Below are 1,408 nucleotides of genomic sequence, written 5' to 3'. Positions count from 1 at the left end.
CACTACAGTTGTGTTTTGATGCGAGATATGATTCCGTGTGTTGGTATGGAACGGAACAGGATGACAGGTGGCGCGTCTGTTGAGGAGACGCTGTCGCTGACGGTTGAGGGATTACGGGCGGTCAAGGAAAAGATACGTCCCCTGTTTGGTCAGGCACGGGTTGCGGTCTCAGCGGAGCATTATCTGGAAACGCTCCTGGGCAATCTGCCGCGCAAGACGGGCTGGCAACGTGCGGAAGCCGCAGGCGACGAAGGCCCCTGGCGTCAGCAGGCTTTGCTGGGCCGGACGCAGTGGGACGCTGACGGTCTGCGCGACATTGTCCGCGATCATGTTCAGATTACCCTGGGTGATGAAGACGCGGTTCTTGTGATCGATGAGACCGGTTTTCTCAAGAAAGGCAAGGCGTCCTGTGGTGTAGGGCGCCAGTACACGGGTTCGGCTGGCAAGATCACGAACTGTCAGGTTGGTGTGTTTGCAGCCTATGTTTCTTCACGGGGTCATGCTTTCGTGGATCGCGCCCTGTATCTTCCCAAAGCCTGGACATCAGATCCGGTACGGCTGTCTGCGGCCTCTGTTCCTGCGGACGTAACGTTTGCAACCAAACCTTCTCTGGCCCGACAGATGATCGAACGTGGCCTGCAGGCCGGCCTTCCCTTCGAATGGGTCGCTGCTGACAGTGTCTATGGCGTAGGGGAAATCGAAATGAGCCTGCGTCATGCCGCAAAAGGGTATGTTCTGGGGGTGGCAGGCAGTCACTGGTTCAACTCCTGGGGCCTGGGAGAGAGACCGGTTGCGGGAGAAGCCCGTGATATCGCCCGGGATGCTCCAGAAGAAGACTGGGTCTCCCTGTCAGCCGGACACGGGACGAAAGGCGATCGTCAGTATGACTGGCTGTGGTGTCCGCTCGCCGAACTCGAGGGGGCAGACTATACCCCGGCCGACAACAGAACCTGGATCCGGGGTCTCCTTGTGCGCCGGAACCCAGCCGACGGGGATCTTGCATACTTCACTGTCTGGTGCCCCTCAGGAACGACGCCTGAAAAGCTGGTTCAGGTCGAAGGCACGCGATGGCGGATTGAAGAGGGGTTCAGAACGGCCAAAAACGAATTCGGCCTCGATCACAATGAAACCCGCTCCTGGCACGGCTGGCATCGTCACGTATCCCTTGTCATGCTGGCCTATGCCCTGATGGCCGGGGTCAGGGCACAGGCAAACGACAGGTCTCCCAAAAAAAGACCAGCGAACCCGTACCAAGTCTGATCCGGTGGTCCATTCAGGAAATCCGGCGTCTTATCGTCAGGCTGACCCAGCGTCAGATCTCCCTCAACCATATCCTGCACTGGTCACGCTTCAGACGAATACATCAGGCAAAAGCCTACGCCTCTCACATCAAAACACAACTGTAGTG

At 58.0% G+C, this 1,408-nt stretch carries 1 protein-coding gene; it reads left to right on the top strand.

All coding sequences use genetic code 11. The annotated features are described in order from the left end of the window. The first annotated feature begins 45 nt into the window (after window positions 1-45). The gene (locus tag CFR76_RS17360) at window positions 46-1,260 is read left to right on the top strand and encodes an IS701 family transposase (RefSeq protein ID WP_025440114.1); all 1,215 of its coding nucleotides are present in this window, start codon (window positions 46-48) and stop codon (window positions 1,258-1,260) included. The last annotated feature ends 148 nt before the right edge of the window (window positions 1,261-1,408 follow it).

It is taken from the genome of Komagataeibacter swingsii (assembly GCF_003207895.1).
In the GTDB taxonomy this organism is placed as follows: Bacteria; Pseudomonadota; Alphaproteobacteria; order Acetobacterales; family Acetobacteraceae; genus Komagataeibacter; species Komagataeibacter swingsii.
This window is presented reverse-complemented; position numbering and strand designations above follow the sequence as displayed.

Coding starts and splice junctions, on each gene's coding strand:
- CFR76_RS17360 (WP_025440114.1), top strand. CDS start 46: ATGGAACGGAACAGGATGACAGGTGGCGCGTCTGTTGAGGAGACGCTG.